General features: G+C 59.0%; 18 protein-coding genes and 3 pseudogenes. 4 read left to right on the plus strand and 17 right to left on the minus strand.

What is annotated here, in order from left to right; genetic code table 11:
- Positions 1-39 precede the first annotated feature (39 nt).
- The 16 genes and pseudogenes from NVV72_18020 to rplM form a co-directional block, all read right to left on the minus strand.
- Positions 40-1,245 carry an RIP metalloprotease gene (locus NVV72_18020; protein MCR6661123.1) on the minus strand — a complete coding sequence of 402 codons (1,206 nt, stop codon included), beginning with the start codon at positions 1,243-1,245 and terminating at the stop codon, positions 40-42.
- A gap of 33 nt (positions 1,246-1,278) precedes the next feature.
- Positions 1,279-2,508 (minus strand): 1-deoxy-D-xylulose-5-phosphate reductoisomerase, encoded by a 1,230-nt coding sequence (gene dxr / locus NVV72_18025; GenBank protein MCR6661124.1) that lies wholly within the window; start codon positions 2,506-2,508, stop codon positions 1,279-1,281.
- Positions 2,505-3,362, minus strand: coding sequence for a phosphatidate cytidylyltransferase (locus NVV72_18030; GenBank protein ID MCR6661125.1), 858 nt, complete (start codon positions 3,360-3,362; stop codon positions 2,505-2,507). Before NVV72_18030 ends, dxr begins: the two co-directional genes overlap by 4 nt.
- The gene (uppS, locus tag NVV72_18035) at positions 3,343-4,038 is read right to left on the minus strand and encodes a polyprenyl diphosphate synthase (protein ID MCR6661126.1); all 696 of its coding nucleotides are present in this window, start codon (positions 4,036-4,038) and stop codon (positions 3,343-3,345) included. The genes NVV72_18030 and uppS overlap by 20 nt, the downstream gene beginning before the upstream one ends.
- Before the next feature lie 313 nt (positions 4,039-4,351).
- Positions 4,352-4,909: a ribosome recycling factor gene (gene frr, locus NVV72_18040; GenBank protein ID MCR6661127.1), complete on the minus strand. Its 558-nt coding sequence runs from the start codon at positions 4,907-4,909 to the stop codon at positions 4,352-4,354.
- Between the two features lie 13 nt (positions 4,910-4,922).
- Positions 4,923-5,678, minus strand: coding sequence for a UMP kinase (gene pyrH / locus NVV72_18045; protein MCR6661128.1), 756 nt, complete (start codon positions 5,676-5,678; stop codon positions 4,923-4,925).
- 187 nt (positions 5,679-5,865) lie between these two features.
- Positions 5,866-6,780: a translation elongation factor Ts gene (gene tsf / locus NVV72_18050; GenBank protein MCR6661129.1), complete on the minus strand. Its 915-nt coding sequence runs from the start codon at positions 6,778-6,780 to the stop codon at positions 5,866-5,868.
- A gap of 173 nt (positions 6,781-6,953) precedes the next feature.
- Positions 6,954-7,735 (minus strand): annotated as a pseudogene (gene rpsB / locus NVV72_18055) (30S ribosomal protein S2).
- 257 nt (positions 7,736-7,992) lie between these two features.
- Positions 7,993-11,426: pseudogene (dnaE, locus tag NVV72_18060) on the minus strand (DNA polymerase III subunit alpha).
- A 265-nt stretch (positions 11,427-11,691) separates the two neighbouring features.
- The gene (locus NVV72_18065) at positions 11,692-12,393 is read right to left on the minus strand and encodes an ABC transporter ATP-binding protein (GenBank protein ID MCR6661130.1); all 702 of its coding nucleotides are present in this window, start codon (positions 12,391-12,393) and stop codon (positions 11,692-11,694) included.
- A pseudogene (locus NVV72_18070) lies at positions 12,386-13,673 on the minus strand (lipoprotein-releasing ABC transporter permease subunit). Before NVV72_18070 ends, NVV72_18065 begins: the two are co-directional and overlap by 8 nt.
- A gap of 5 nt (positions 13,674-13,678) precedes the next feature.
- Entirely contained in the window at positions 13,679-14,995 is a 1,317-nt protein-coding gene (locus NVV72_18075; protein ID MCR6661131.1) for a proline--tRNA ligase, read from the minus strand.
- 95 nt (positions 14,996-15,090) lie between these two features.
- On the minus strand, positions 15,091-15,348 hold the full coding sequence (locus NVV72_18080) for a DUF1467 family protein (GenBank protein MCR6661132.1): 258 nt from the start codon (positions 15,346-15,348) through the stop codon (positions 15,091-15,093).
- A 34-nt stretch (positions 15,349-15,382) separates the two neighbouring features.
- On the minus strand, positions 15,383-16,327 hold the full coding sequence (argC, locus tag NVV72_18085) for an N-acetyl-gamma-glutamyl-phosphate reductase (protein ID MCR6661133.1): 945 nt from the start codon (positions 16,325-16,327) through the stop codon (positions 15,383-15,385).
- 214 nt (positions 16,328-16,541) lie between these two features.
- On the minus strand, positions 16,542-17,027 hold the full coding sequence (rpsI, locus tag NVV72_18090; GenBank protein ID MCR6661134.1) for a 30S ribosomal protein S9: 486 nt from the start codon (positions 17,025-17,027) through the stop codon (positions 16,542-16,544).
- 2 nt (positions 17,028-17,029) lie between these two features.
- Positions 17,030-17,503 carry a 50S ribosomal protein L13 gene (gene rplM, locus NVV72_18095; protein ID MCR6661135.1) on the minus strand — a complete coding sequence of 158 codons (474 nt, stop codon included), beginning with the start codon at positions 17,501-17,503 and terminating at the stop codon, positions 17,030-17,032.
- A 232-nt stretch (positions 17,504-17,735) separates the two neighbouring features.
- Here rplM and NVV72_18100 point away from each other — a divergent pair, with 232 nt between their 5' ends.
- On the plus strand, positions 17,736-19,160 hold the full coding sequence (locus tag NVV72_18100; protein ID MCR6661136.1) for a DUF839 domain-containing protein: 1,425 nt from the start codon (positions 17,736-17,738) through the stop codon (positions 19,158-19,160).
- On the opposite strand, the gene NVV72_18105 is transcribed toward NVV72_18100, so the two are convergent.
- Positions 19,157-20,206, minus strand: coding sequence for a COX15/CtaA family protein (locus NVV72_18105; protein ID MCR6661137.1), 1,050 nt, complete (start codon positions 20,204-20,206; stop codon positions 19,157-19,159). The two genes, NVV72_18100 and NVV72_18105, sit on opposite strands and share 4 nt — an antisense overlap.
- A 243-nt stretch (positions 20,207-20,449) precedes the next feature.
- On the opposite strand from NVV72_18105, the gene NVV72_18110 reads away from it, so the two are divergent.
- Genes NVV72_18110 through NVV72_18120 form a run of 3 tightly spaced genes read left to right on the plus strand, consistent with a single transcriptional unit; the run spans position 20,450 to position 21,542 of the window.
- Positions 20,450-20,707: a transglycosylase gene (locus NVV72_18110; protein ID MCR6661138.1), complete on the plus strand. Its 258-nt coding sequence runs from the start codon at positions 20,450-20,452 to the stop codon at positions 20,705-20,707.
- Complete coding sequence (locus NVV72_18115) at positions 20,707-20,943, plus strand: DUF2842 domain-containing protein (GenBank protein MCR6661139.1); 237 nt, start codon at positions 20,707-20,709, stop codon at positions 20,941-20,943. Before NVV72_18110 ends, NVV72_18115 begins: the two co-directional genes overlap by 1 nt.
- Entirely contained in the window at positions 20,940-21,542 is a 603-nt protein-coding gene (locus NVV72_18120) for a TMEM175 family protein (GenBank protein MCR6661140.1), read from the plus strand. Before NVV72_18115 ends, NVV72_18120 begins: the two co-directional genes overlap by 4 nt.
- Positions 21,543-21,570: the final 28 nt, after the last annotated feature.

Below are 21,570 nucleotides of genomic sequence, written 5' to 3' on the forward strand. Positions count from 1 at the left end.
GAACGGCCGGCGAGAAAGCGAAGGGGTTGGTCAGTCGTATCACGAGAACAGCCCCCCGATGAACTTGGTCAGTCCGATATTGTTAATGTCATTCCAGAAAGCGAATAGCATTAAGCCTAATACCAGCACTATGGCAATCCGGAAGGCCGCATTCTGGAATTCGGCCGAAATCGGCTTTTTGGTCACACCCTGCCACAAGATAAAGGCCAGGTGGCCGCCATCGAGCGCGGGAATGGGCAAAAGGTTCAGGAATCCGACGCCGATCGAGATGTATGCCATGAGTTGCAGATAGGTGAGAGTCATGCCGGCGACGATTTGCCAAAGGGGCGCCTTGACCTGGGCCGCCGCTATGGTCACGTCGCCCGTCGTCTTGGCCATCCCGACAATGCCGCCGATCTGATTGCCGCTCTCTTTTCCGGTGAAAATACGGCTAATATAGGTCAGGTTTGTATCAAGCACCTGCCAGGTTTTGTTGTTGCCAATAACCAGTGCCTGCCAGGGATTTACTGGCCGGCTGATCACATTGCCGCCAACGGAAATGCCGATGACACCGCCCTTGATCGTTTCGTTGTCGCGGCCCGGCATACTGAGCAGCGCACGCTTAGGCGTCACGGTCAGGCTGACGATTTTGTGGTCACGCTCCACCTCGACGCGCGTAGGTGTCTCGGCCCTGAGCGCAATCAGCGTTACAAAATCCTCATTACTCCTGATTTCGTGGCCATCAACGCTGACAAAGGTATCGCCAACCTTCAGCCCCGCGGCCTCTCCCACATTCCCCGGCAGGAATGACAGAATCGTCGGGCGGCTTATCTGATCCCCAACCGTAAAGGTAATCAGGCTGAAAAGCGCGATCGCCAGCACGAAATTGGCGGCCGGCCCGGCCAGGATGATCAGGAATTTTTGCCACAACGGCTTGAAGTGATAATAGTCCTTCACCGCCTCCGCGCCTTCGCGCTCGGTTATGGCAATGCGCGAGGCTTCCAGTTCCTCGGGCGACGGCATCATGGAGGTGATGTTTTCATCGCCGGCAAACTTGACATAGCCGCCCAGCGGCAGCGCGCTCAGGCACCACTCAACGCCCTGCTTATCCGTCTTGCGCAGGAGAATCTTGCCGAACCCGACCGAAAAACGCTCGATACGGGTTTTGAACAGGCGCGCCACGCTGAAATGTCCCAGTTCGTGAAAGGTCACGATCAGGGAAATTATAACCAGGAACGGCACGATGTATGCGATGATACTCAGCAAAACGGTTTCCCCTGACGCGTTGCGACCACGACCCTACGCCGACAACCTGGCGGTGGCGAAAAGCTCGCCCACCAGGCGCCGGATATCGGCATCGATCTCCAGCGCGCGTGTCATGGTCTCGTCGTTCGTATCACGACTTGCGTGATCTTTGGAAGGGATAGACGGCAATTGAGCCCGCATCATGGCGGATTCGACAAATTCGGCGATCTGCAAAAAGCCGATCCGGCGGTCAAGGAATGCCTGCACGCAGACCTCATTGGCGGCATTAAAGACAGTTGGCATCCCCTCCCCCGCCTCCAGTGCCTCGCGCGCCAGGCGCAGCATCGGAAAGGCCGTCAGGTCGGGCGCGCTGAAGGTCAGGGTGCCGCGCGCCGCCAGGTCGAGTTTCGGCGCCTGCCAGTCGATGCGCTGCGGCCAGCCCAGGCAGTAGGAAATCGGCACGCGCATGTCCGGGGAGCCCAACTGCGCCAGGGATGACCCGTCCTTATATTCGACCATCGAGTGAATGACCGACTGCGGATGAACCAGAACGTCGATTTTGCTCGCGGACATATCGAACAGATAGGCGGCCTCAATGAATTCCAGCCCCTTGTTAGCGAGCGTGGCGGAATCGATGGTGATCTTGGCACCCATGTTCCAGTTCGGATGCTTGAGCGCCTGCTCGACCGTCACCGCCTTCAGGTCTTCGCGCGACCGCCCCAGGAACGGCCCGCCGGAAGCGGTCAGGACCAGCTTCGATACCCGTGCCGGATCGTCCAGCACCTGGAAGATGGCATTATGTTCGGAATCGACCGGCAGGACGGTGCCGCCATGGGCCTCCACGCGTTCGATCAGCGCCCGGCCGCAGCAGACCAGCGCCTCCTTGTTGGCCAGGGCGAGGATGGCGCCGGTACCGGCCGCCGCCCAGGTTGGCTTGAGGCCGGCAATGCCGACAATCGCCGCCATGATCCAATCGGCCTTGCGCCCGGCGGCTTCACAAACGGCTGCCGCGCCGCAGGCAATCTCAAGCCCGGACTCGCCGATCAACGCCTTGAAGGCCGACCACTGCGTCTCGTCGGCCAGGACCGTAATGGCCGGGCGATATTTCAGCGCCTGTTCGGCCAGAAGCGCCACATTGCGCCCGCCGACCAGGGTTTCGATCACATAGTCTTTGCCCGCCACGCCCGTTTCATCGAGCAGGCGCAGGGTAGACACGCCGATCGAACCGGTTGAGCCGAGAATAGATATGCGCCTGATCGTTTTTTGGGGAAGAGTGGAATTCATATTTCAGTGCCTAGCATGACCAGCAGACGTATACCCCCGATGGCGACAATGGCAAACATCAGACCATCCACCCGGTCGAGCAATCCGCCATGACCGGGAATCAGCGTGCCGGCATCCTTGACGCCGAACCGCCGCTTGAGCGCCGATTCCCACAAGTCGCCCGCCATGGTTGCCAGCGCTACCAGCAAACCGACGACCGAAGCAGACGTGTCATGCTTGAAGAGGCCGGTGATATCCGACAGGGCGCCCGCCGTCAGCATCCCGGCGATCAGTCCGCCGGCGAACCCGGCCCAGGTCTTATTAGGTGAATAACGCGGCCACAGCTTCGGGCCGCCGAAGAACTTGCCGGCGGCAAAAGCGGCGCTGTCCGCCGCCCAGGCGATCAGGAAGGCAAAAAATACCCATTCCACGCCGCGTTTGCTTTGATGCAGCCACATGATGACGATGGCCGGCCAGCCGATATAGAGCGCACCATAGGCGGCATCCACCCAGCCAACATGCAGCCGGTAGGCATATAGCCCGGCGCACAGCGAACCGAAGCACAGCATCAGGATAGACAGCAGGGGATGGCCCAGATAGCCGACGAACAGCGCCGCAATGGCCGCCGTCGCCACAGCAACGGCGATCCGCCCCGAAATATTGGGCGCCATCATCAGCCCCCATTCGATGCACAAAAGCGCCACGCCAATGCTGATCATCACCAGGAAGGGCCGGTGATCCTTGAGCATGGTTATGCCGAGGACGACCGCTATCAGAACAAGGGCCGATACGACGCGAACAGCGAGTTCACGCCCCTTGCTCTTCGGTTTTACGGCAGGCGCGGCGGCACGGTCATCAGAGGGCTGACTTGACATGTCCCGCTTCCACAGCGCCAAACCGGCGATCCCGGTGGGCGAATATATCCAGCGCCGCCTTCAGGGGTTCGTAGCCGTAATCGGGCCACAGGATGTCCTGGAACACAAACTCCGCGTAGGCCGCTTCCCATAGCAGGAAATTCGACAGCCGGTGTTCGCCACTGGTCCGGATCAGCAGGTCGAGCGGCGGCAGGCCATGCGTCGACAGATATCCGCCAAAGCTTTCCGGCGTGATATCGTCCGGGCTCAAGGCACCCGATTTTACCTCGGCAGCAATCCGCTTCACCGCTTCGACAATATCAGCCTGAGCGCCGTAATTCAGCGCCACCTGAAGATAAAAGCGCGAATTGTCCTTCGTCTTTTCATGCGCCTCATTGACCATGCCGACAATATCCGCCGGCAGCCCCGCTTCCTGACCGACGATCCGCACACAGACGCCTTCCCGGCGCAACCGTTCCAGGTCAGACTTGATAAAGGCGCGCAGCAATCCCATCAGGTCATTGACCTCGGCTTCCGGCCGGCGCCAGTTCTCCGTCGAGAAGGCAAAGACCGTCATGTGCGTCACGCCAAGATCGACCGCCGCCGTGATGGTGCGCTTCAGCGCATCGACGCCGGCCTTATGACCCATGGTGCGTATCTGGTTCTTTGCCTTGGCCCAGCGACCATTGCCGTCCATGATGACGGCAACATGAAGCGATTTTTTTGCCAGCCCCTTCACGTCATGACTCTTTTCACCCGCCTGCGGGGGTATGATGAGAGCATCCGTGGGGCCTAAAGGCATAAAGGCAACTTTCGTTTGGCACAGGCCGGACTAAAACACGTCACAGGTAAAACGGCGAACCGCTTAGAGACTGCTTTGAAATGCATCAGGCTGAGTCGAAATGAACTGATTTTGAGAACCGGCGCACAGCGTACTTAAGTACCGTGAGCACCGGAAGCGCAGAAAACAGCTCGTTGCAGGCCAGCGACACGCATTTGCAAACCGTCTCTTAAACCTGCATGATCTCGGCTTCCTTGACCTTCAACAATTCATCGATACGCTTGATCGCTGCATCGGTAAAGCCCTGCACTTCCGTGCCGCCTTTCTTCTCTTCATCCTCGCTGATCTCCGAGGCTTTTTCGGCCTTCTTGAGGTCATCCATGGCCTCCCGGCGCACATTGCGAACGGCGACCTTTTGCGTTTCGGCATACTTGCCGGCGATCTTGACCAGTTCCTTGCGGCGCTCCTCGGTCAGGGGCGGAATCGGAATCCGCAGGGTATTGCCGTCGGTGATCGGATTGAGTCCCAGACCGGCATTGCGGATGGCCTTTTCTACGGCCGTGACCGTGCCGCGATCAAACACATTGACACTGATCATGCGCGGTTCCGGCACCGAGACCGACGCGCAGGCATTGAGCGGCATGGAGGAACCATAGGCATCGACCATGACCTGATCGAGCAACGACGCCGAGGCCCGGCCGGTGCGCAGGCCGGAGAAGTCGTCCTTCAGGGCATCGACCGCCTTGTCCATGCGGTCCTTGTAACGGGTGAGTTCAGGCTTTGCCATGACGATATCTCGCTTATTGTGTGATGACGGTGTAGGTGCCCTTACCGTGGATGACCTCATTCAGGGCACCAGGCGTGCGGATGGAAAAGACCACGATCGGGATGGCGTTTTCACGCATCAGGCTGACGGCCGACGCATCCATCACCTTAAGATCCTTTGACAAGACCTCAAGATAGTTGAGGTTTTGATAGCGCTCAGCCGTCTTGTCCTTCTTCGGGTCAGCGGTATAGACGCCATCAACCGACGTGCCTTTGAAGAGCGCATCGCAGTTCATTTCAGCGGCGCGCAGGGCGGCGGCGGTGTCGGTCGTGAAGTAAGGCGCCCCCGTGCCGGCGGCGAAAATGACCACCCGGCCCTTTTCAAGGTGACGAATGGCGCGGCGGCGCACGAACGGTTCGCACACGGCATTCATCTGAATGGCGGATTGTACGCGCGTGTCGATGCCCTGCTTTTCGAGCGCATTCTGCATGGCCAGCGCGTTCATTACCGTGGCCAGCATTCCCATATAATCAGCGCTGGAACGTTCCATGTCCCCGGCTGCCTTCGACAGCCCCCGGAAGATATTACCCCCGCCGATCACCAGACACAGCTCCACTCCCAGGCGCGCCACGGCGGCGACCTCGGCGGCGACTGCCTTGACAGTATTCATGTCGATCCCGAAGCCCTGGTCGCCCATCAGAACTTCGCCGGAAACCTTCAGCAGGATGCGCTTATAGGCCAGGGGCGCGGTCGAAAGGGGCACCGGAGTCTCAAGCGGTTGGATTGTCATGGTCGGCTCCGGTGAATCAGTCAGGCGTCAGATATGTGACGGCTTTAGCGCTTTAAGCGCGCTTTGGATAGGCGGAAGACCCCGGCAGGACCGGACTTCCACGCCTGATTGTCATAAAAAAGAGGCGCCGGCATGTCAAATGCCGACGCCTCCAAAAGCCTCGAAAAGGAATGCTTTTAAGCGTTTATCAGACGCCGCCCGTCATCGAGGCGACTTCGGCCGCGAAATCATCGACCTTCTTTTCCACGCCTTCGCCCAGGGCAAGACGCGTGAAGGCGGTGATCTTCACCGGCGTGCCGAGGGTCTTGGCGGTTTCCGCCACCAGTTCCTCAACGGTCTGGTCGGGGTTCATAACGAAGGCTTGCTTGTGCAGCACCACTTCTTCGTAGAACTTGCGGATACGGCCTTCGATCATTTTTTCGATGACCTGCAACGGCTTGCCGGATTCCTTGGCCTGCTCGGTCAGAACAGCCTTTTCGCGCTCGACATGTTCCTGGTTCAGATCTTCGACGTTCAGCGACAAAGGCTGGGTGGCAGCGACGTGCATGGCAACCTTGCGGCCCATTTCCTTCAGCACTTCCGGATCACCTGCCGACTCGATGGCGACGAGCACGGCGATGCGGCCGAGGTCCGGCGCGATCGCATTGTGGATGTAGGTGGCAACGACGCCTTCCGACACGCTGTGCTTGGCGAAACGGCGCACGACCATGTTTTCACCAATCGTGGCGATCAGGTTGGTGATGTCGTCGGAAACGGCGGCCGCGACGTCTTCCACCGTGTTGGCGGCGATGCCAGCCTGGCCGGCCTTGCGAGCCAGGGCCTGGAACAGGTCATTGCGGGCAACGAAATCGGTTTCGGCGTTGACCTCGACGGCAGCGGCGGTCATGCCTTTGCCTTCGACCTTCGACGCGATGACGACCAGACCTTCCGCAGCGACGCGGTCAGCCTTCTTGGCGGCCTTGGAAAGCCCCTTGGCGCGCAGCCAGTCCATGGATGCTTCGATGTCGCCGCCGTTTTCAGCCAGCGCCTTCTTGCAGTCCATCATGCCTACGCCCGACTTTTCGCGCAGTTCCTTAACCAGGGCAGCAGTGATTTCAGCCATGAAATCCTCCTAAGTTTGATGTTTCAGATTCGCAGCTTCATAGCCGCGATACATGTCAATTAAACAACAGCTTAAAGCCACCCAAGAACGTCAAATGGTGGCTTTAAGCTGTCACACGTCTCGTAAGGCCGGGCGGCTCTATCGCGCCGGATTAGCCCCCTATATAGGAAGCCTTAGGCTTCGCTGGAAGCCTCGGCGGCGTCATCGACAACCAGGGCCGGCTCGATCGGATCGACCGAAGCGCCCAAGTCACGGCCCGAAGCCACCGGCCGGCGGCCAGACCGTCCAGAACCGAATCGGCGATCAGGTCGCAGTACAGTTGCAGGGCGCGCGCAGCGTCGTCGTTACCCGGAACCGGATAGGTGATGCCGTCCGGATCGGAGTTCGAGTCGAGGATGGCGATCACAGGAATGTTCAGCTTGCGGGCTTCCTGGATGGCGATGCCTTCCTTGTTGGTATCGATCACGAACATCAGGTCGGGAATGCCACCCATGTCCTTGATGCCGCCCAGCGACAGCTCAAGCTTTTCGCGCTCGCGGGTCAGGGTCAGCAGTTCCTTCTTGGAACGGCCGGCCGGATTGTTGTCGAGGACGTTTTCCAGCTCGCGCAGGCGCGCGATCGAACCGGAAATGGTGCGCCAGTTGGTCAGGGTGCCGCCGAGCCAGCGGTGGTTGACATAATACTGGGCCGAACGCTTGGCGGCGGCGGCCACCGGGCCTTGCGCCTGGCGCTTGGTGCCGACGAACAGGACGCGGCCGCCGCTGGCAGCCACTTCACGCACCTTCAGCAGGGCCTGGTGGAACAGCGGCAGGGACTGCGACAGGTCGATGATGTGAATGTTGGAGCGCGAACCGAACAGGTAGCGTTCCATCTTGGGGTTCCAGCGGTGAGTCTGGTGACCGAAGTGCGCGCCAGCTTCGAGCAGGAGGCGCATGGAGATTTCTGGCATAGCCATGATGTAGTATCCTTCTTCCGATAATCCGCCGCAGATAGAAAAGCTTAAACAGGCCCAATGCCTGTTGCCGCCTCGGAACGCTATCAGCCCGACTTAGGGAAGATGGCGCGCATCTGCGTGTGAGATGGCCTGCACCTATTCACAATTTCAAAAAAAAGCAAGCCTCACCGGCAAGAAAAGTACGAATTGCAACCAAAGGATCAAATCCAGCCCTTGAGCCTCTGTCACTGCTATTTCAAAAGACCAAATTCAAAAAACTAGGCATCTTCCAGTTCAATTATGCCCGATATATGCTTGAGTGCCCCGCGTAGATGCGCGTCCAGGTTATAACGCTGCGGCAGTTTAAACTCGATGACGCCTTCGCCACCGAGATCGGCCGTCAGGCTGATCTCCCCGCCCCTCGGTGATTTGGACGCTTCCAGCTTTTCCCTGAGTTCAGCCATGTTGATCACATTCGCCAGAACATGCACCCTCAGGCCCATATCATCGGTCTTGAGCGTTTCGGACATTGGACCCGCATCATCACCGAAGAAGCGCACTTCCCCATCCCGCCCCTTGCTGCGCACCTTGAGAACGATCGAATTGCCCACTTCCAGGTGATCACGATTCTTGCGCAGCGATTCCGGCGGGAACAGCACCTCATATTCTCCACTGGGGTCGGACAGGGTGACGAAGGCAAATTTTTCACCCGATCCCTGCGCGGCCCGTTCCTGCTTGCGGCGAATAATACCCGCCATGCGGAAGGCTTCACGGCCTTCCGAAGCCAGAGCCACGGCATCGGCGTACAGGGTAACATTCCGCCGCTTGAACACATCAAGCATGTCCTGCAACGGGTGGCCAGACAGATAGAAGCCAATGGCCGCCAGTTCCTCATCAAGCCGCGCGGGTCCCGACACCATGGCCACATTGGGTAGGCGCGGCCGTGACGACTCATTGGAACCAAACAGGCTGACCTGGGAGGCCGCCCGATCCGCCGCCATGCTCTGAGCATAGGCCATAAGGATATCCGCCGCCGCCACAATTTGCCCGCGATTAGGATGGATGGAATCAAACGCCCCTGCCCTGGCGAGGTTTTCCAGTGCGCGCTTGTTGACCGCCTTCGGGTCGATACGCTCCAGGAAGTCGAACAGGTCGGTAAACTTGCCGCCTTCCTCACGCGCCTGAACCACGCTCTGCATGGCTTCAAAGCCCACATTGCGAATGGCGCCCAGCGCATAAAGCACCTCGCCATTTTCGACATCGAAATCGGCCATGGATCGGTTGATATCGGGCGGTCGGATCGTGACATTGAACCGCCGGGCGTCCTGATAGAAAACCGCCAGCTTGTCAGTATTTGTCATATCGAGGCTGAAGGTCGCCGCGAAAAATTCGACCGGATGGTTGGCCTTCAGATAGCCGGTCTGATAGGAAATAAAGGCATAGGCGGCGGCGTGGGATTTGTTGAAGCCATAGCCGGCGAACTTGTTGACGAGTTCGAAAATACTGTCCGACTGCTTTTCAGGCACCCCCTTTTCAGCCGCACCGGAAATGAACCTTGCTTTTTGCAAGTCCATTTCCTCTTTCTTCTTTTTACCCATGGCCCGGCGCAGCAAATCGGCTTCCCCAGGCTGTACCCGGAAAGAACCTGTGCGATCTGCATTACCTGTTCCTGATAGATGATGACGCCGTAGGTTTCCTTCAATACCGGCTCAAGGCTCGGATGAAGCATGTCGATTTCCATCCGGCCGAATTTCCGGTCGACATAGGTATCGATATTATCCATCGGCCCAGGCCGATAGAGCGAGATAAGGGCGGTGATCTCTTCCAGGGAACTGCACTGCATCTTCCGCAGGGTGTCACGCATCCCCTGGCTTTCAAGCTGAAACACACCGATCGACTGACCGGACGCCAACAGATCATAGGTCGGCTTGTCATCCAGCGGCAGGGTTGAATAATCGATATCGACACCGCGCTTTTTCAGATAATTCTGCGCCCGCTTGAGCGTGGTCAGGGTTTTCAAACCGAGGAAGTCGAACTTGACGAGACCGGCGCTTTCCACCCATTTCATGTTGAACTGGGTCGCCGGAATATCCGACCGCGGATCACGATACAGTGGCACCAGTTCGGTCAGAGGCCGGTCACCGATCACAATACCGGCGGCGTGGGTCGACGCGTTACGGTAAAGCCCTTCAAGCCTCAACGCTGTATCGAGCAAACGCCTGACCGCATCGTCGTCATCTCGCGCTTCTTTCAGGCGCGGCTCGATTTCGATGGCCTGCGCCAGGGTCGTCGGATTGGCCGGGTTGTTCGGCACCATCTTACACAGACGATCCACCTGTCCCAAAGGCAATTGCATCACCCGTCCGGTATCACGCAAAACGGCGCGTGCCTGAAGCGTACCAAAGGTAATAATCTGCGCCACCCGGTCACGACCGTACTTTTCCTGCACATAGGAGATCACCTCTTCGCGGCGCTCCTGGCAGAAGTCGACGTCGAAGTCCGGCATCGAGACCCGTTCCGGATTGAGGAAGCGCTCAAACAGCAGACCAAAGCGAAGCGGGTCCAGATCGGTAATCGCCAGCGCCCAGGCCACGGCCGAACCGGCACCGGAGCCCCGCCCCGGTCCGACCGGAATATCGTGCGCCTTGCCCCACTTGATGAAGTCCGAAACGATCAGGAAGTAGCCTGGAAAGCCCATCTGGATAATGATGCCGATTTCCCGCTCCAGACGCGCCCAATAGTCTTCTTCTGGCACGGCCAGCTTGACCTGTTTCAGGCGCATTTTCAGGCCCTCGCGCGCCTGATATGTCAATTCTTCCGCCTCGTTTCGCCCAGCGCCGGTATCGAAGCGCGGCAGGATCGGATCGCGTTTGCTGACAAGAAAAGCGCAACGCCTGGCGATTTCCAGCGTATTATCGCAGGCTTCCGGCAGGTCGGAAAACAGCTCACGCATCAGGGCAGCCGGTTTGAACCAATGCTCCTTCGTGACCTTGCGGCGGTCTTCCTGCCCCATATAGGCGCCATCGGAAATACACAGCAGGGCCTCATGCGCCGAAGCCAGATCCTGCGTGGCAAACTGAACATCATTGGTGGCCACCAGCGGCACGTCATTAGCATAGGCAAATTCAACCAGACCGACTTCTGCCACACCGCCCTTGACGCCGCCCTGAGGCGACCCGTCATGGCGCTGCAATTCAATGTAAAAGCGATCCCCAAAGGCCGCCTGCATCGCCCGAAGCGCTGTCACCGCCTCATCCGGCTTGCCCTGACGGAACAGCACGTCTACCGGCCCATCAAAACCACCCGAGAGCAGAATCAGCCCCTCGTTATGCTCGACCACCTGCTCCCAGCGGACATGCGGTTCTTCGGCGGCATCCGCATCGACATAGGCGATGGAAGACAATTTGGTGAGGTTGAGATAGCCCGCTTCATTCTGGACAAACAGGACGACGGTCGGAATCTTGCCCCAGCGTTCTGATGGCGCGCCGCCAATGCCCCTGACCGGCAGCGAACAGCCAATAATGGGCTGGACACCCGTATCCTTGCACACCTGAGAAAATTCGAGGGCGCCGAAGAGATTGCAGCGATCAGCAATTCCCACGGCCGGCATGTTCTGTTTATGGGCCAGCTTGCCCATATCATAGGCCTTGATGGCGCCTTCCAGCAGCGAATAGGCCGACTTGACGCGCAGGTGGATGAAATCTTCGCTCACGACGCGCTCCTATGGGTGAATCCGGCCCGGCTCGCGCGACTCACGCCGCCAGCGACACCACATGGCACATGAGGAAAACAAAACCCGTTACGGCGGCAAATGACAACATGTTATGCAGGGCGCTGATCATTTTTCCACATTCCTTTGCGTTCTATTGATGTTCTTTAATTCATGATTTGTTCTATATTCTTGTTTTGTTCCAATCGCAATAGGGATTATGTTCCACAGGCGGAACAAAATTATAACCTGTTGATTGATAAGTGGATTAAATTTCCGCGTGGACGTCGAAAGGCACTAACTGGCCGTCAAGCAGCCTGACCACCCGGTCCATATGCCTGGCCAGTTCCAGGTTATGGGTGGCGATCACCGCCCCCACGCCCTGGGCCTTGACGATGGCCTTGAGGGCGTCAAACACCTGCCCTGATGTCGCCGGGTCGAGATTACCCGTCGGCTCATCCGCCAACAGCAGGCGCGGCTTGTTGGCCAATGCCCGTGCTATGGCCACGCGTTGCTGTTCGCCGCCGGAAAGCTGCGCCGGCAGGTGATCCAGTCGTTCCGCCAGCCCCAGAGCGGTCAAAAGTTCGCGCGCCCTCGCCTCGGCCTCCTTCATCGGCCGCCCCAGAATACGTTGCGGTACAGCCACATTGCCTACCGCCGTATATTCCGGCAACAGGTGATGGAACTGGTATACGAAACCGATCTTTTCCAGCCTCGCCTTAGTGCGCAAACGCTCGTCCGCCGAATGAAAATCCTCGCCGTCAATGCTCAGGTGGGCATTCGGCGCCGCTTCCAGCAGACCAGCGGCATGAAGCAGGGACGACTTGCCGGAACCCGACGGCCCGACCAGGCCGACCAGTTCACCGGGCATGACATCGAGATCGACGCCCTTTAGCACGGCCAGCTTACGACCATCGCCCAGCGCGTAATCGCGGTGCAGCCCTTTTAGCGACAGAACCGGGTTACTCATAACGGAGTGCCTCCACGGGTTCGAGCTTGGAAGCCCACAAGGCCGGGAAGAAGGTGGAAATACAGGCCGCCAGCAGAGAGGCGATAACCACGAACGCCACCTCGGACGGCTCCATCTTGGCCGGCACAGCATCGAGATAATAGACATCGGCGGGGAACAGCTTGGTATGCAGCAGCCATTCCAGGAAATGCTGGATCGGCCCGATGAAGGTGCAGAAAAGGACTCCCAGCAGCAGGCCCGCCGCCGTACCGGCAGCACCTATGATCGTGCCTGTCATGAAGAATATCCGCGAAATCGCCGCCCGGTCGGCGCCCATGGTGCGCAAAATGGCGACATCGCGGGTCTTGTTCTTCACCAGCATGACAATGCCGGAAATGATGTTGAGCGTGGCGATGATGACGATAAAGAACAGGATGAACCGCATGGCTGTGCGCTCGACCTTGAGCGCGCCCCACAGCGAGGCGTTCTGCTCCTTCCAGTCGGAAATATAGGCGCCCTCGCCCGCAGCCTTTGTCAGGGCCGGACGGTAGAGGTCGATATCATAGGGCTTGTCGACCTTTATCTCGACCGTATCCCATTCGTCTTCACGATCGAAGAAAAGTTGCGCCTGGGTGATCGGCATATAGATGAACGCCTTGTCGATATCGCTGACGCCGCTCTTGAAAATGCCGCCGACTGTATATTCCTTGCGTCGCGGCGTAGCGCCAAAGGCGGTCGAGCCGCCTGGCGACACCAAGGTCACTTCGTCGCCGGCATTGAGCCCCAGTTCATTGGCCACGCCACTGCCAACCAAAATGACATCGCCGCCATAATCGCCGACACCGAACTGCGCCATGCCATCGGCCGGCTTGATGCTGTCACTGATCAGCTTCGTGTGTTTGAGCGCTTCGGGGATGACGCCACGCATATAGGCCAAGCCGGTCTGGCCATGCGAATTCTGGATAAGACCGGGCGAGATCGAGATAAGGATTTGCATCAACAACACCCGGTATCGCCTTGATCCGCTTGAGCATATCGTCACGATGGGCGAAATCGTTGATCGGCTGTCCGGAGACATAGGCATGGCCGCTGAAGGCCAGGACGCGCGACATGAGTTCATCGCGGAAGCCGTTCATGATCGACAGCACGCTGATCAGGGCCGTCACCGCCAGCATGATGCCGGTGAAGCTGATAATGGCAATAACGGCGATGCCGCCGTCCTTGCGCTTGGTGCGGAGATATTTCAGGGCGAGATCGAATTCCCACCCTTTGAAATTGAACAGCGACAGCAACGATCCCATGCGGCCTATGCCTTCGAGAGTTGCGCGAGGCCGGCGTCAAATGGCACGGTCAGGCGCTCGCCGGTGGCGCGGTTCTTGAGCTCGACCTGGCCGTCCGCCAGCCCCTTCGGGCCGATGATCAGTTGCCAGGGTACGCCGATCAGATCCATGGCGGCGAACTTGGCGCCGGCACGCTCGTCGGTATCGTGATAAAGCACGTCGCGGCCGGCCGATTGCAGGGCCGAATAAGCCTTTTCGCAGGCGGCGTCGCAGGCTTCGTCGCCCTGACGCAGGTTTATGATCGCCACATCAAACGGCGCGACGCTTTCCGGCCAGATGATGCCGGCCTCATCGTGCGAGGCTTCGATGATGGCGCCCAGCAGACGCGACACGCCGACGCCATAGGAGCCCATATGGGCGGTGATTTCGCCGTCGGGGCCATTGACAACGGCCTTCATCGGTTTGGAATATTTCTCACCGAAATAGAAGATATGGCCGACCTCGATACCGCGCGCCGAAACCTGCTTGTCTGCCGGCACCTCGGCCTTGAAGCGGGCGTCGTCGTGCATTTCCTCGGTCGCGGCATAGAGCGCGGTGCGGCCCTCGAAAACATGCTCCAGATTATCCCAGTCGACCTCATTACCGGGCGCCGGCATGTTGATCAGATCCTCATGGCAGAAGACGGCGCTTTCACCGGTATCGGCCAGGATGATGAATTCGTGCGACAGGTCGCCGCCGATCGGGCCGGTATCGGCGCGCATCGGCACCGCTTTCAAACCCAGACGTGAGAAGATATTCAGGTAAGCCGTGAACATGCGGTTATAGGATTTGCGCGCCGCTGCCTCATCCACGTCAAACGAATAGGCATCCTTCATCAGGAATTCGCGGCCGCGCATCACGCCGAAACGCGGGCGCTGTTCGTCGCGGAATTTCCACTGGATATGGAAGAGGTTCAGCGGCAAATCCTTGTAGGACCGCACCGTGCCGCGGAATATCTCGGTGATCATTTCTTCATTGGTTGGACCGTACAGCATCTCGCGCTCATGGCGGTCCTTGATGCGCAGCATTTCCTGGCCGTAGTCTTCGTAACGGCCGGATTCACGCCACAGGTCGGCGAGTTGCAGGGTCGGCATCAACAGTTGAATCGAACCGGCGCGCGCCATTTCTTCTTCGACGATCTTTTCGATCTTTTTCAACACCTTGAAGCCCAACGGCAGCCAGGCATAGATGCCGGCGGCTTCCTGACGGATCATGCCGGTGCGCAGCATCAGGCGATGAGAGACGATCTGGGCCTCGGCGGGATTTTCTTTGAGAAGGGGCAGGAAGAAGCGCGACAGGCGCATGGTTGAGAATCCGTATGTAACTTGAGTTGCGCGCACCCTAGACAGTTAGTCCTGGAGAGTGAAGCGCTTTTACACGGGATTATGGCGGATTCGCGTTACGCGCCGGGAATTGTCGGCAGGGGGATATGGATGAAGTACATGAAGACGATCACGAACACCCAGACGACCAGCGCCACCAGGCTGTTGATCCTGACCTTCTTCCACAGGTTATGGGTGATCGGCGCGCCGGGATCATTGCCCTTGATGACCTCGGTGCCTTCTTCCACCGGTGTGCGGTTCCACAGCGGCAGGATGGCGAAAAAGGTCACCCACCAGATCATCAGATAGATGGCGGCCCAGCTAATCGGGTTCATTGGCGCTTCCTGTGGCGTTTCCTGTGATTGCGGCCTAGATCAGTCCCAGACCTTCTTCCACACCTAATACCAGATTGAGATTTTGTACAGCGGCGCCGGAAGCCCCCTTGCCGAGATTGTCGAACACCGCCACCAGGTTGGCCGTATCCTGGTCCGGATTGCCGAAGACATGGATCAGGAGTTGGTTGGTGTTGGCCAGCATGGCGCCATGAACCGCGCCAGTCTCGGCGCTTTCCTCAGCCGAGGCCACGCGCACGAATGGTTCGCCAAGATAATGCGCCGTCAGCAGGTTGCGCACCGCATCGATATCCGGTTCGTCCGGCAGCGCCCAGAGGTGCAGCGGCACCTGGACGATTAAGCCTTGCGGAAAATTGGCGACGACCGGCGTGAAAATCGGCGGGCTTTCCAGGCCGGAATAGACGGTCATTTCCGGCAGGTGCTTGTGCGAAAGCCCGGTGGCATAGAGGCGCTCATGGCCCTTGCCGTACTCAGGGCCAGCCTCGAATTCGGCAATCATTGATTTGCCGCCACCGCTGTAGCCCGTCAGCGAGGTGGCAGTAATCGGGAAAAAGGACGGGATAATGCCGCCCTCGACCAAAGGGCGCGTCAGGGCAATGAAGCCTGTAGCGTGGCAACCGGGGTTGCTGATGCGTTTCGACGTCTTGATGGCGGCGCGCTGCTTATCGCTCATTTCCGGGAAACCGTAGGTCCAGTCCGGATCAGTGCGGAAAGCGGTGGAGGCATCGATTACGCGCACATCAGGATTTTCAACCATTGACACGGCCTCGATCGCCGCCTCGTCCGGCAGGCACAGGATCACCGCATTAGCCGAATTGAGCGCGTCCCTGCGGGCGGCGGCGTCCTTGCGCTTGCCGTCGTTGAGGCGGATCAGTTCGATATCCGGGCGCTTTTCCAGCCGCTCGCGGATCTGCAGACCGGTCGTGCCGGCTTCGCCGTCGATGAAGACTTTATGTGACATGGTCTACCTTTCTCCCCCCCTGCTTGCGGCAACGCCGTTGTGGGAGAGGTGGCGAGATTGTCTCGCCGGAGGGGGCCGCTTACGTGGGGAACGCCCCCTCCGTCAGCTTCGCTGCCACCTCCCCCGCTACGCTTCGCTTGCAAGGGAGGAGAATAAAGAAAAAGCGCTCCGGTTGCCCGAAGCGCTTTTCCGCATGAGTTTGTGACTCGTGCGATTAACGCTTCGAGAACTGGAAGCTCTTGCGCGCCTTGGCGCGGCCGTACTTCTTACGCTCGACGACGCGCGAGTCGCGGGTCAGGAAGCCGGCAGCCTTCAGAGTCGGGCGCAGGCCCGGCTCGTAATAGGTCAGGGCCTTTGACAGGGCGTGGCGGATGGCGCCGGCCTGGCCGGAGAGGCCCGAACCGACAACCGTAACCATGACGTCGAACTGCGAGGCGCGGTCGGTCAGGTTCAGCGGTTGGGCAATCATCATGCGCAGGACGGGACGAGCGAAATACACTTCCTGTTCGCGGTCATTGATGACCCACTTCCCGGAACCTGGCTTGATCCAGACGCGGGCGATGGCGTTCTTGCGCTTGCCGGTGGCATAGGCGCGGCCGTACTTGTCGAGAATCTGGACGCGGACGGGCGCGGCTTCAGGATTCGACGACAGGGAAGCCAGGGCTTCCATACCTTGAGCGGGAGCTTGGATATCGGACATTGTTATGCGCTCCGGACGTTCTTGCGGTTCAGCGACTTGAAGTCGACGACTTCCGGTTGCTGAGCTTCGTGGGGATGGGCGGCGCCGGCGTAGATACGCAGGTTGGTCATTTGACCACGGGCCAGCGGGCTTTCCTTCGGCATCATGCGCTCGACAGCCTTGGTCAGGACGCGTTCCGGATACTTGCCGTTCAGCAGTTGGCCAAGCGTGCGCTGCTTGACGCCGCCGGGATGGCCGGTGTGCCAGTAGAAGATTTCGTTTTCCTTCTTGCCGGTCAGGTGGACCTTCTCGGCATTAATGACGACGATATAGTCGCCGGAATCAACGTGCGGCGTATAGGTGGGCAGGTGCTTGCCGCGAAGACGCATGGCGATGTACGAGGCCAGACGGCCGAGCACGGCGTCCTCGGCGTCGATCACGATCCACTTCTTCTCGACATCAGCGGGCTTCAGCGCCGCAGTCGTGGAGGTCAACATGATAAAATCCTTAGGTTTCCATCCGAAAAGGATATCCGGGCGGAGAAGAGCGCGGGATATACGGGAGAGACCCCGACCTGTCAACGCATTATTTTCAGCAAAAGCACCAGCAATCAATTGTTTTTAATGAGAAATTTCACAAAGGTATTAAATTACCGCAACATTTTTCGCTGTCACGAAACGGTAATACGGACGTGGCAACTCCTGAACATAGCTCATTTGTGAGGATAATATGCAAATTTCCCGACGTATCATGCTTGGCGGTGCGATCGCTACGTCTTCCGCTTTCGCTGGCCTTGGCCACCGTGCCCTGGCCGCTGCCCGCGTCGAACCAGCCGCCGATCCCGGCTATCTCAGCGAAATCAAAGGCTATGGCCCGCTCCTGCCAGATCCGAAAGGCTTCATAGACCTGCCGGACGGCTTTTCCTACACAACCTTCTCGGCCCTGGGTGAAACCATGGATGATGGTTTCAAGGTGCCTGGACTGCATGACGGCATGGCCGCCTTTCCCCACACCTCACCCGACAAGGTGGTGCTGGTGCGCAATCACGAGATCAAGCACAATATCACCGATATCGGCCCGCTCGGCGACCGCCACCAGTTAATCGACAAACTGGATCGCACGCGCGTTTACGATCATGACACCAACGGCGCGCCTTTGAGCGGCGGGACCACCACCCTCGTCTACAATGTAAAGACCCGGCAACTGGAAAGCCACTTCCTGTCGCTGACCGGCACCTCGACCAACTGCGCCGGCGGTCCGACGCCATGGGGTTCTTGGCTGTCTTGCGAAGAAACGACGCAAACCGCCGGAGACGGCGTCAAAAAGGACCACGGTTTCGTCTTCGAGGTGCCCTCCGGCTACAAAGGCATTGCCGCCCCGGTGCCGATCAAGGCCATGGGCCGCTTCAACCACGAGGCCGTCGCCATCGATCCGCGCACCGGCATCGTATACATGACCGAGGATATGTCGGATGGCGCCTTCTACCGCTACCTGCCGAACGACACGCGCTATCTGCACAAGGGCGGCCGCCTTCAGGCCCTGGCCTTCCGTGACGTGCCCCGCGCCGCCACCAGCAACAAATATGCGCATCTTTGGAATGTCGGCGACCGTCACGCCGTCACCTGGATTGACCTGAAGGACGTCGAAAGCCCGGACGACAGCCTGCGAACGCAAGCCTATCTCAAAGGGGCCGCCCGCTTCTCGCGCGGCGAAGGCATCCATTACGGTCATAATGAACTGTTCTTCGCCTGTACCTCTGGCGGCGCGAAAGCCTATGGCCAGCTCATGCGCTATATCCCCAGCCCTTATGAAGGCAGCGACCGCGAAAAGGACCAGCCGGGCCAGATCGAGCTGTTCGTCGAATCCGGCGACCTGCGTGTCATCGATTATGCCGACAACCTGACCGTGGCGCCGTGGGGCCACCTATATGTCTGTGAGGACCGTTATTCCGACGTGCTGAATAACCACCTGCGCATTGTCACGCCTGAAGGCAAGGTGACAACCTTTGCCCGCAATGTCGACGCCCTGCATTCGGAATGGGCCGGCGTCACCTTCTCGCCGGACGGCTCCACCCTGTTCGCCAATATCCAGACCAACAGCGTCACCGTGGCCATTACCGGGCCCTGGGAAAAGTTCAGTCGGCAGGTCGTCTAGCGAAATACCCGGTCGGCGCGCGCCACGCTCCAGGTCAGCCATACCGCCAGCGCCAGCACACAGACCGCAACCACCTGATGCGCCAATGCAAAGCCCAGCGTGACGACTGTAATCAAAGTGGTCACGCCCAGGGCCGCCTGAACCCAGGTGGCGGTCACCAGCGTCGCCGACAGGGATTTCAGGCCATCGTCATTGATCTTGCGCGCCATCACCAGGGCATAGGCCGTGGCGAAAATCAGCAGCAGATAGGCATTCATTCGGTGCATGAACTGCACAAGCCCCTGATCGTGCAGGAAGCTGTAGCCGACGCCTTTCGCCCAGTCGACCGGCGGGAAGATATGCCCGTTCATCAGCGGCCAGTCATTATAGACCAGGCCCGCGCGATTGCCGGCCACCAGGGCGCCCAGCATACACTGTACGAAAACAACCAGCAAAAGCAGCCACGTCACCGCTTTCCAGCCATCCGGCGCCCCACGGCCACGCGTTTGCCCTTCCAGCGCCTCAAGCCCAGTCCAGATAGAGCCGCACATCAGGATCAGCGCCAGCGACAGGTGCGTCATCAGCCTTTCCGGCGCCACTTCGGTCCGGTACTGCAAGCCGGAATGGACCATCCACCAGCCGACAAAGCCCTGGACCGCGATCAGCCCGACCAGCACGCCGCAGCGCCAGATCAGCCTCGCCGGTATCGCCTTCGCCAGCAACAGGCCGATAAAGCCCACAAGGTAGACCAGCCCCAGCAAACGCGCGAGCAGGCGATGCGCCCATTCCCACCAGTAGATGCCCTTGAACTGCTCCAGGTCCATATGGGCGTTCATGATGCGATACTGCGGTATCTTCTGATAGCCCTCGAAGGCCGCCTGCCAGTCGGTTTCGTTCATCGGCGGCAGGACACCTGTCACCGGCTTCCATTCGGTGATCGACAGGCCGGATTCGGTCAGCCGGGTGGCCCCGCCGACGCAAACCAGGGCCAGAACCAGAAAGGCCGCCACAAACAGCCAGGCCGCCACCAGGGGTGACTTGAGGGGAAGTCGCGCCATACGCTTCATTCAGATATCCAACTTTTAGAACTTTTCTTTAACGCGCACCTTAATCCGAAAAGTGCGTTACACTTTTCGGGATGCGCTTAGCCAATTCCGCCGCCCACCCCTGTTTCAAATCCTTGCCGTTTGCCTGAAGAGATTGTAACAAAGGTATGGCGTCGCTTTGATTTTGCCCATACCGCAACGGGCAATTCAAGCGCTTCGCGCACGAAAAAGGCCGAACAATGGCCAAGAAAGGACCCCTCAGCCATGACGGCAGAGAACTACATCCTCGCCACCCTGGCCGGTTTTGTGGTCGGCTGGATCGCCAACGCCATGAGCAAAAGCCGTTTCAGCTTTCCCATCAATGTCTTCGTCGCCATTTTCGGCGCCGTCCTGCTCAATTTTTTCACCCAGAGCAGCGAAATGATCGGCGATCACTTTTTCTCGATCCTGATGGTATCCTTCGCTGGCAGTTCGGTATTGCTTGGCCTGTTCCACCTCACCCGCATGATCGAGCGCCGCTGATGCCAGGTCCGCTTGACCGCCTCAGCCTGCCCCAGCGCCGCGCCATCACCTGTCTGGGGATTCTCATATGGCTGGGCTTTTACGTCTGCGTGGTCGCCGCATTGGCCGGCTTCCTGCATGGCGGCCAGATCACGGCCCTGATCTTCTACGCCCTGGCCGGCACCCTGTGGGGTGTGCCGATCATTCCGCTGATCTCCTGGTCGGAAAACTACAAAGGCAAGAAGAAAAACAAATGAAAGAAGAAACGGCCAGACCGGTATTACCCGCTATCGGCAAGGGGCGACTGGAAGCCTTCAGCGACGGCGTCATCGCCATCATCATCACCATCATGGTGCTGGAACTGCAGACGCCCGAAGGCGTCGACCTCCACGCCCTGCTCGATGTCGGCCACACCTTCCTGCTCTATGCCTTAAGCTTCATCTATGTCGGCATCTACTGGAACAACCATCACCATCTGCTCCATGCCTGCCACAAGATAAATGGCGGCGCCCTGTGGGCCAACCTGCACCTGCTGTTCTGGCTGTCGCTGGTCCCCTTCACCACGCGCTGGATGGGGGAAAGCGATTTCGCCACCATCCCCACAGCCGCCTATGGCCTATCCCTGCTGATGCCCTCCATTGCCTATTCCATACTGGTGAAGGTGCTGATCGCCGTGAATGGCAGGGACAGTCTGGTGGGGCGGGCGATCGGCAGTGATCTGAAAGGCTATATCTCGACGGCCATCTACATCCTGGGGCTGGCCCTGACGGTCTGGAACAGCTTTGCCGGCATTGCCTGCTATGTGATCGTGGCCCTGATCTGGCTGGTGCCGGACAGGCGGATCGAACACGAATAATCCCCGGTGTTTTGCGGCAGTCTATGCT

It is taken from the genome of Asticcacaulis sp. (genome assembly GCA_024707255.1).
Lineage (GTDB): Bacteria > Pseudomonadota > Alphaproteobacteria > Caulobacterales > Caulobacteraceae > Asticcacaulis.

Bases quoted from the DNA above. Each gene is read 5' to 3' on its own strand.
- dxr (MCR6661124.1), bottom strand. From the start codon at position 2,508: ATGAATTCCACTCTTCCCCAAAAAACGATCAGGCGCATATCTATTCTC.
- NVV72_18030 (MCR6661125.1), bottom strand. From the start codon at position 3,362: ATGTCAAGTCAGCCCTCTGATGACCGTGCCGCCGCGCCTGCCGTAAAA.
- uppS (MCR6661126.1), bottom strand. From the start codon at position 4,038: ATGGACGGCAATGGTCGCTGGGCCAAGGCAAAGAACCAGATACGCACC.
- frr (MCR6661127.1), bottom strand. From the start codon at position 4,909: ATGGCAAAGCCTGAACTCACCCGTTACAAGGACCGCATGGACAAGGCG.
- pyrH (MCR6661128.1), bottom strand. From the start codon at position 5,678: ATGACAATCCAACCGCTTGAGACTCCGGTGCCCCTTTCGACCGCGCCC.
- tsf (MCR6661129.1), bottom strand. From the start codon at position 6,780: ATGGCTGAAATCACTGCTGCCCTGGTTAAGGAACTGCGCGAAAAGTCG.
- NVV72_18065 (MCR6661130.1), bottom strand. From the start codon at position 12,393: ATGAGTAACCCGGTTCTGTCGCTAAAAGGGCTGCACCGCGATTACGCG.
- NVV72_18075 (MCR6661131.1), bottom strand. From the start codon at position 14,995: ATGCGCCTGTCGCGCTTCTTCCTGCCCCTTCTCAAAGAAAATCCCGCC.
- NVV72_18080 (MCR6661132.1), bottom strand. From the start codon at position 15,348: ATGAACCCGATTAGCTGGGCCGCCATCTATCTGATGATCTGGTGGGTG.
- argC (MCR6661133.1), bottom strand. From the start codon at position 16,327: ATGTCACATAAAGTCTTCATCGACGGCGAAGCCGGCACGACCGGTCTG.
- rpsI (MCR6661134.1), bottom strand. From the start codon at position 17,027: ATGTCCGATATCCAAGCTCCCGCTCAAGGTATGGAAGCCCTGGCTTCC.
- rplM (MCR6661135.1), bottom strand. From the start codon at position 17,503: ATGTTGACCTCCACGACTGCGGCGCTGAAGCCCGCTGATGTCGAGAAG.
- NVV72_18100 (MCR6661136.1), top strand. From the start codon at position 17,736: ATGCAAATTTCCCGACGTATCATGCTTGGCGGTGCGATCGCTACGTCT.
- NVV72_18105 (MCR6661137.1), bottom strand. From the start codon at position 20,206: ATGAAGCGTATGGCGCGACTTCCCCTCAAGTCACCCCTGGTGGCGGCC.
- NVV72_18110 (MCR6661138.1), top strand. From the start codon at position 20,450: ATGACGGCAGAGAACTACATCCTCGCCACCCTGGCCGGTTTTGTGGTC.
- NVV72_18115 (MCR6661139.1), top strand. From the start codon at position 20,707: ATGCCAGGTCCGCTTGACCGCCTCAGCCTGCCCCAGCGCCGCGCCATC.
- NVV72_18120 (MCR6661140.1), top strand. From the start codon at position 20,940: ATGAAAGAAGAAACGGCCAGACCGGTATTACCCGCTATCGGCAAGGGG.